The sequence below is a fragment of the Pseudoalteromonas sp. S558 genome (genome assembly GCF_005886635.1).
GTDB classification, from domain to species: Bacteria; Pseudomonadota; Gammaproteobacteria; order Enterobacterales; family Alteromonadaceae; genus Pseudoalteromonas; species Pseudoalteromonas aliena.
Genome location: NZ_PNDU01000298.1, coordinates 1 through 6,399, shown reverse-complemented (window position 1 = coordinate 6,399; position 6,399 = coordinate 1). Strand labels below are relative to the sequence as shown.

9 protein-coding genes are annotated in these 6,399 nt (G+C 38.9%); 6 read left to right on the top strand and 3 right to left on the bottom strand.

Annotated features, from left to right (window positions below; all coding sequences use genetic code 11):
- Window positions 1-131 precede the first annotated feature (131 nt).
- Window positions 132-599 carry a transcriptional regulator ArgR gene (gene argR, locus CWB66_RS17500; RefSeq protein WP_024611653.1) on the bottom strand — a complete coding sequence of 156 codons (468 nt, stop codon included), beginning with the start codon at window positions 597-599 and terminating at the stop codon, window positions 132-134.
- A gap of 5 nt (window positions 600-604) precedes the next feature.
- On the bottom strand, window positions 605-790 hold the full coding sequence (locus CWB66_RS17495) for a hypothetical protein (protein WP_125825543.1): 186 nt from the start codon (window positions 788-790) through the stop codon (window positions 605-607).
- Between the two features lie 34 nt (window positions 791-824).
- Between CWB66_RS17495 and mdh the strand changes: the two genes are divergently transcribed.
- The gene (mdh, locus tag CWB66_RS17490) at window positions 825-1,757 is read left to right on the top strand and encodes a malate dehydrogenase (protein WP_007586102.1); all 933 of its coding nucleotides are present in this window, start codon (window positions 825-827) and stop codon (window positions 1,755-1,757) included.
- A gap of 75 nt (window positions 1,758-1,832) precedes the next feature.
- Here mdh and ispB read toward each other — a convergent pair whose 3' ends face one another.
- On the bottom strand, window positions 1,833-2,804 hold the full coding sequence (gene ispB / locus CWB66_RS17485) for an octaprenyl diphosphate synthase (RefSeq protein WP_077536916.1): 972 nt from the start codon (window positions 2,802-2,804) through the stop codon (window positions 1,833-1,835).
- A gap of 422 nt (window positions 2,805-3,226) precedes the next feature.
- On the opposite strand from ispB, the gene rplU reads away from it, so the two are divergent.
- From rplU to CWB66_RS17460, 5 genes are all read left to right on the top strand, one after another.
- The gene (gene rplU / locus CWB66_RS17480) at window positions 3,227-3,538 is read left to right on the top strand and encodes a 50S ribosomal protein L21 (protein WP_024611650.1); all 312 of its coding nucleotides are present in this window, start codon (window positions 3,227-3,229) and stop codon (window positions 3,536-3,538) included.
- Between the two features lie 16 nt (window positions 3,539-3,554).
- On the top strand, window positions 3,555-3,812 hold the full coding sequence (gene rpmA, locus CWB66_RS17475; RefSeq protein WP_002957747.1) for a 50S ribosomal protein L27: 258 nt from the start codon (window positions 3,555-3,557) through the stop codon (window positions 3,810-3,812).
- Window positions 3,813-3,965: 153 nt separating this feature from the next.
- Entirely contained in the window at window positions 3,966-5,117 is a 1,152-nt protein-coding gene (gene cgtA / locus CWB66_RS17470) for an Obg family GTPase CgtA (protein WP_077536917.1), read from the top strand.
- A gap of 72 nt (window positions 5,118-5,189) precedes the next feature.
- Window positions 5,190-5,681 (top strand): type 3 dihydrofolate reductase, encoded by a 492-nt coding sequence (gene folA, locus CWB66_RS17465; RefSeq protein ID WP_138586368.1) that lies wholly within the window; start codon window positions 5,190-5,192, stop codon window positions 5,679-5,681.
- A 77-nt stretch (window positions 5,682-5,758) separates the two neighbouring features.
- Window positions 5,759-6,136: a DUF3718 domain-containing protein gene (locus CWB66_RS17460; RefSeq protein WP_077536919.1), complete on the top strand. Its 378-nt coding sequence runs from the start codon at window positions 5,759-5,761 to the stop codon at window positions 6,134-6,136.
- The last annotated feature ends 263 nt before the right edge of the window (window positions 6,137-6,399 follow it).

The window sequence follows — 6,399 nt, the reverse complement described above, 5'->3', positions numbered from 1 at the left end:
TGGTCTGATCAATGTCTGCTATAACGTTGTTAAAAATTTTTTATTTAGAGCAACTAGATATAAAAATCCTTGCCTAGTTATAGCGCAATTTCCTTATCGTTAAATAGACCCTATATATAAACCGATTGGTATTAAACGTTATCGAATAATAGTCTTACGCGCTCTAGTGTGACGTCTATTTCAGATATTTTTGCAGGTGCAATGAATATTGTATCGTCGCCTGCAATGGTCCCTAGCACACCATCTGCTTTACCTAACGAATCGAGTAAACGCGCAATAAGTTGAGCAGCCCCTGGGCTTGTGCGAATAATGATCATCATTTCGTTGTGCATAATGTCGATTACTAATTGGCGTAATGGGCTCTTTGCCGTAGGAACGCCCATTTCTGCAGGTAAACAGTAGACCATTTCTTGTTTAGCGTTACGTGTACGTACCGCACCAAATTTACTTAGCATCCGAGATACTTTACTTTGGCTGATATTATCAAAACCTTGCTCTTTTAATGCGTCAACAATTTCGCCTTGAGACCCAAAGTTCTCTTCTTTTAAAAGTGATTTAAATGCTTTTACCAGTGCTTCTTGTTTATCTTGCGGTTGCATAGTCTTTATTCATTTTTGTTATTTATGTCGTAAATTCTACACAATAATGAATAATTATGCAGTAGTTGTTTAGTTAACTTGCCAGTTTGATGCGATAAACCAATAAAGTTTACAACTATGGTCGAAAATATACCTGAAATACACAGGATAAATTTGTTTTTAGTCGCTAATTTCATTATCTTAAGAGCCACAAATATTTCCTACCTCAAATGACGGAGAATTCCAATGAAAGTTGCTGTATTAGGTGCTGCAGGCGGTATCGGCCAAGCGTTGTCTTTATTATTAAAAACAGGCTTACCAGCTGGCTCTGAATTATCACTTTATGATGTTGCACCAGTAGTACCAGGTGTTGCGGTTGACCTTTCTCACATCCCAACAGATGTTAAAGTAGCAGGTTTTGGCGCAGATGAACTAAACAAAGCGCTTGAAGGCTCTGACATCGTTCTTATCCCAGCGGGTATGCCACGTAAACCAGGTATGGATCGTGCTGATTTATTCAATGTAAATGCTGGCATCATCAAAACGTTAGCAGAAGGCATTGTTGCTAGCTGTCCTAAAGCGTTAGTTGGTATTATTACTAACCCAGTAAACGGCACCGTTCCAATTGTTGCTGAAGTATTCAAAAAAGCGGGTACTTACGACGCTAAACGCGTATTCGGTATTACTACGCTTGACGTTATTCGTTCGGAAGCATTTGTTGCTGAGCTAAAAGGCGTAGACGTAGCAACAGTGAAAGTACCAGTAATTGGTGGTCACTCTGGCACAACTATTTTGCCTCTACTTTCTCAAGTTGAAGGTGTTTCTTTCACTGATGAAGAAGTTGCTGCACTTACTCCACGTATCCAAAATGCAGGTACTGAAGTTGTAAATGCTAAAGCAGGCGGTGGTTCAGCTACGTTATCTATGGGCGCTGCTGCTGCTCGTTTTTGTATGTCTTTAGTTAAAGGCCTACAGGGTGAAGAAGTTGTAGATTACGCTTACGTTGCTGTTGAAAATGGCGATGCAGAGTACTTTGCACACCCAGTACGTTTAGGTAAAAACGGCGTAGAAGAAATCCTTTCTTACGGCGAACTAAGCGCATTTGAAACAAAAGCAAAAAATGACATGCTTGAAACACTGAAAAAAGACATCAAAGAAGGTGTTGATTTCATGGCGTAATAGCCAAAGTGAAATAACAAAAAAGCCTGCATTTGCAGGCTTTTTTTTGCTCAGAATTAAGTTCACACTGTGTAACTAGTGGTCGCGATTAACCGCAATTCGAGCAAGGCTTATGAGAGCTTGCTTATAGTCAGACTCAGCTAAAAAGTCTAAACAGGCAATGGCTTTGTCTGCTTCAAGCTCTGCTTTTTGCATTGTAAATTCTAGCGCGTTGGTTTGTTTAAGTGCAGATAAAATTTCTTCTAAATGATCCATGCCATTACTGTGCTCTATTGCATCACGAATGAGTTGTGTTTGTTGCTCATTACCGTGCTGCATAGCATAAATAAGCGGAAGGGTTGGTTTGCCTTCAGCTAAATCATCGCCAATGTTTTTACCTAATTGGTCGGCATTTGCGTTGTAATCGAGTACGTCATCTACTAGTTGAAACGCAGTACCTAAATGCATACCGTATAGGTTTAGTGCATCAAGTGTCGCTTGGTCTTGCTCTGTGATAATAGCAGCAAGGCCGGTGGCTGCTTCAAACAATTTAGCCGTTTTAGAGTAAATAACCTGCATATAGCTAGCTTCAGTTGTATCTGGGTCATTACAGTTCATTAATTGCAGTACTTCACCCTCAGCAATTATATTGGTTGCATCGGCAAGTATTTGCATAATTTGCATTTTGCCTAGGCCAACCATTAGCTGAAATGAGCGAGTGTAAATAAAATCACCTACAAGTACGCTAGCAGCATTGCCAAATTCAGCATTTGCAGTAGGCGTGCCACGACGCAAGTTTGATTCATCTACAACATCATCATGCAATAGCGTTGCTGTATGAATAAACTCAACAATTGTCGCAAGCGTTATATGATCTTTACCCTGATAACCGAGTGCTTTGGCTGCTAAAATAGCTAACATTGGACGAACACGCTTGCCGCCACTATTAACTATATACAAACCAAGCTGGTTAACTAACGCCACATCTGAACGCATTTGCGCATGTATAAGTTGATTGACGTCATTCATATCGCTTTTGATTAACGCCTGGATAGCTTGTATATCCATTGATCTCCGAGCCAATTTTTATGTGTGAACGGCGCAGATTGTACAACAAAAAATGCACTAGCTCGATATTTTGTGACGATTGATTGAAAAAACACTATTAAAGTACTGAATAGAGGCTTAATTTGGCAAAGTAACTGGTTAATTGATAATCAAAATGCACTGTCAGTTAAGTTTAATTATTACACTGTAACGCTCCTAGTTAGCTGCGATAGTTTATTTTAGCTAATGGTTAAAAAGCGCTTGGCAAAAGGGCTAATTAATATAAAATGAAGGAAATAATGAATTGTCCTCAATGCAGCTACTTTTTATTCGTTTTAATTACAAAATAGGGTTGCTAGTTTTTTCGCATTAGCGTAAACTTCGCGCCCTATCGAAGAATATTTTAGTTGCGCCGATTTGAGGGCGCACAGACGGAGTTAATTATGTACGCGGTTTTCCAAAGTGGTGGTAAACAGCATCGTGTGACTGAAGGTCAAACGATTCGTCTTGAAAAATTAGACGTTGAAACTGGTGCGGCAGTTGAATTTGATTCAGTGCTTTTAGTTGCTGATGGTGAAAAGATTGAGATCGGTGTACCGTTCGTAAACGGTGGTAAAATAACAGCTGAGGTTGTTTCACATGGTCGCGGTGAAAAAATTAAGATTGTTAAATTTAGACGCCGTAAGAACTCTCGTAATCAAATGGGCCATCGTCAATGGTTCACTGAAGTTAAAATCACTGGCATTAGCGCTTAATTAGAGGTACTTAGAAATGGCACATAAAAAAGCAGCTGGTAGTACTCGTAACGGTCGCGATTCAGAAAGCAAACGCCTAGGTGTTAAGCGTTTTGGTGGCGAATCAGTTCTAGCGGGTAGCATCATTGTACGTCAGCGTGGAACTCGTTTTCACCCAGGCACTAACGTAGGTATCGGTAAAGACCACACTATCTTCGCAAAAGCAGATGGTAAAGTTCAATTTGAACAGAAAGGTCCTTTAAACCGTAAATACGTAACTATCGTAACTGAGTAATCAGTAAGGTAGTTAAAAAACCCCGCCTTTGCGGGGTTTTTTGTTTTCAGTTCTTTTATAATATATACCCAAGTGTTTTTTCGTTGTGTGCTCTAAAGGCTACTTCGGTATATAATAGTTAAATTAACAAGCCAATCCCTAAAGTGAGTAATCATGAAGTTTGTAGATGAAGTAGAAATTCGCGCAGAAGCTGGTGACGGTGGCAGCGGTATCGTGTCTTTCCGTCGTGAAAAATATGTTCCTGATGGTGGACCTGATGGCGGTGACGGTGGAGACGGTGGTAGTGTTTATCTGCAAGCTGATGAAAACTTAAATACCCTTATCGATTATCAATTTGAGCGCTTTCACAGAGCTGAACGCGGTACAAATGGTCGTAGCCGTAATTGTACTGGCAGAAAAGCAGATGATTTGTTTGTTATGGTGCCTGTTGGTACGCGTATCATGGATGTTGAAACGCAAGAAGGGCTTGGCGATTTAACTCAACATGGTCAAAAAATTCTAGTTGCAAAAGGCGGTTTCCACGGCTTGGGGAATGCGCGTTTTAAATCAAGTACTAACCGAGCGCCTCGTCAAAAAACATTAGGTACACCAGGCGAAGTACGTAACCTGAAGCTAGAGCTACTGCTATTAGCTGATGTAGGCTTACTAGGCTTGCCAAATGCAGGTAAGTCGACATTCATACGTAGTGTATCTGCAGCTAGACCGAAAGTGGCTGACTACCCATTCACTACGCTTATACCTAATTTAGGTGTTGTACGCCCTGAGGCAAATAAATCATTCGTTATTGCCGATATACCAGGCTTAATCGAAGGGGCTTCTGATGGTGCTGGCCTAGGAATACAATTCTTAAAGCATTTAGAGCGTTGTCGTGTGCTATTGCACATCATTGATCTACTGCCAGCAGATGGTTCAAATCCTATTGATAATGCTTTTGCAATAATTAATGAACTGCATCAGTACAGTCCAAAATTAGCTGAAAAGCCACGTTGGTTGGTATTCAACAAAATAGATTTGTTGCCTGAGGATGAAGCAAAAGCTTTATGCGAAAAAATAGCTGAAGAGCTTGGAGAGACTGAAAATATTTATAACATTTCAGCGATTAATAAACTCAATACTCAGCCTTTAATTCACAACATCATGACGTTATTAGATAGCATGCCGAAAGAAAAGTTTGCTGAAATAAAAGATGAAGAAATTGAGTTTAAGTGGGACACTTATCATAAAAAAGCCACTAAAGGCGACGATGATGATTGGGATGACTGGAATGAAGATGATTACGACGTGGAAGTTGTCTACGAGCGTTAATTACAGTTAATTATATAAAAGGAGCAATTGCTCCTTTTTCTTTGTTTAATTATAAAGTTTTAGGTGTTTAGAATGGTAATTTCAATGATTGCTGCAATGGCAAATAATCGTGTAATTGGTTTAGAGAATAAAATGCCTTGGCATTTACCCGCCGACTTACAGCACTTTAAAAGAATAACAACGGGTAAGCCGGTAATAATGGGTCGTAAGACGTTTGAGTCAATAGGGCGTCCTTTACCTGGTCGTCGTAATATTATTATCACTCGAAATAGCAAATACTGTGCGGAAGGTATTGAGATTGTTACAACACCAGAGGCTGCTTTAGATCTAGTTGGTGGTGTGGAAGAAGTGATGATTATTGGTGGTGGTAATATTTACCAACAATTTTTAGAGCATGCTGATCGCCTATATTTAACGTTTATAGATTTAGATATTAAGGGTGATACACAGTTTCCTGATTACCAAAAAGTTGCTAATTGGGAAATAAAAGAAGAAGAAAGTAAACAAGCTGATGAAAAAAACAAATCTAGTTATAAATTCGTAACTTTATACAAAATTAAATAACATTATTGCGGTATCTTTAGTTAGTTGATACAATATTGACCAATCAACATAGGAATAAAGTACCATAAAGGTGTATCATGTCTAAATTATCAAAGTTAGTTGTTATTGCTGCTGTTGCAGTTGGTTCATTTTCTTATACAGCGCCTGTAAATGCTGACGATCAATTAGCGGTATCCATTTGTGAGTATATTGCTGCTGATGATAAAAATCGTCTACGTAGCAAACTTAAGAGTTCTCGTGTAAAAATTCGCAATATTTATGATGCAGTCCAATGTAATGGTAATAACTTGTTACGCCATGCTGTCGCAAGCAATGCGGTTGACACAGGTGAGTACATAGTTAAAAATCTATCGAAGAGCTCGCTTGCAGATGGCGCAGACATCGCTTGGGCTGAAAGCAGCGGTAATGGCGGTTCACCTCTTATTGCTGTTATTAAAGAGCGTGCGGGCCTTTAATTAAGAAAAGTAAAACTCCATATATCCATTAGTTAATGAGGTATGGTTTTATATAAAAAACGCTCCTTTATTTGGGGCGTTCTTGTTTTTAAAATAGTATTTATTTTTGCGAAAAACCCTAATTATACCAATCTGCTTATATATGGGGTCTATTTAACGTTAAGAAAATTACGCTAGAACTAGGCAAAAATTTTTGTATCTAGTTGTTCTAAATAAAAAATTTTTAACGACGTTATAGTGCAATTTAATTCGTTAAATTGATC

Bases quoted from the DNA above. Each gene is read 5' to 3' on its own strand.
- ispB (WP_077536916.1), bottom strand. From the start codon at position 2,804: ATGGATATACAAGCTATCCAGGCGTTAATCAAAAGCGATATGAATGAC.
- CWB66_RS17460 (WP_077536919.1), top strand. From the start codon at position 5,759: ATGTCTAAATTATCAAAGTTAGTTGTTATTGCTGCTGTTGCAGTTGGT.
- rplU (WP_024611650.1), top strand. From the start codon at position 3,227: ATGTACGCGGTTTTCCAAAGTGGTGGTAAACAGCATCGTGTGACTGAA.
- argR (WP_024611653.1), bottom strand. From the start codon at position 599: ATGCAACCGCAAGATAAACAAGAAGCACTGGTAAAAGCATTTAAATCA.
- mdh (WP_007586102.1), top strand. From the start codon at position 825: ATGAAAGTTGCTGTATTAGGTGCTGCAGGCGGTATCGGCCAAGCGTTG.
- cgtA (WP_077536917.1), top strand. From the start codon at position 3,966: ATGAAGTTTGTAGATGAAGTAGAAATTCGCGCAGAAGCTGGTGACGGT.
- rpmA (WP_002957747.1), top strand. From the start codon at position 3,555: ATGGCACATAAAAAAGCAGCTGGTAGTACTCGTAACGGTCGCGATTCA.
- folA (WP_138586368.1), top strand. From the start codon at position 5,190: ATGGTAATTTCAATGATTGCTGCAATGGCAAATAATCGTGTAATTGGT.